This is a genomic window from Vibrio sp. 1402 (assembly GCF_033340275.1).
Genome location: NZ_JAWOWE010000451.1, coordinates 1 through 598 on the forward strand (window position 1 = coordinate 1; position 598 = coordinate 598).

Below are 598 nucleotides of genomic sequence, written 5' to 3' on the forward strand. Positions count from 1 at the left end.
AAGAAGTCGATGAACACGAATTTTTCTACTCGCAAGAAACCGGTGGCACCATCGTATCTAGCGCTTTGAAATTAATGGATGAAATCGTCAGAGAGCGTTACCCGGTTGGTCAGTGGAACATCTACGCAGCCCAAGCGTCCGATGGGGATAACTGGGCGGATGACTCACCACGATGCCGAGATTTACTCGTGAACAAGTTGCTGCCAAATTGTCAGTACTATTCTTATATAGAAATCACGCGTCGCTCACATCAAACCTTATGGCACGAGTATGAGAAGCTTACCGACGAGTTTCCAAACTTCGCTATGAAGAATATTCGCTCTGTGGAGGATATCTTCCCAGTCTTCCGAGAACTATTCCAAAAAGAAACGGCGTAAGGAGGCTAGCGATGACTACCGCAACAAAAAACCTCTCTGGAGAGGCGCCTAAAAAGCGCAACAGCAAGTTGCTACCTGATGGACCAGATTGGACATTCGAACTGCTTGAACGCTATCACAAGGAAATAAAACGTGTCGCGGAGCACTATCGTTTGGACACCTATCCAAATCAGATCGAAGTGATCACGTCTGAGCAGATGATGGATGCGTACTCAAGTATC

General features: G+C 46.7%; 2 protein-coding genes. Both read left to right on the top strand.

Annotated elements, in window-relative coordinates:
* Positions 1-377 (top strand): DUF444 family protein (locus R7044_RS26610; protein ID WP_225456162.1); only part of this gene is annotated, 377 nt, incomplete at its 5' end.
* Positions 378-388: 11 nt separating this feature from the next.
* Positions 389-598 (top strand): SpoVR family protein (locus R7044_RS26615; RefSeq protein WP_225456163.1); only part of this gene is annotated, 210 nt, incomplete at its 3' end.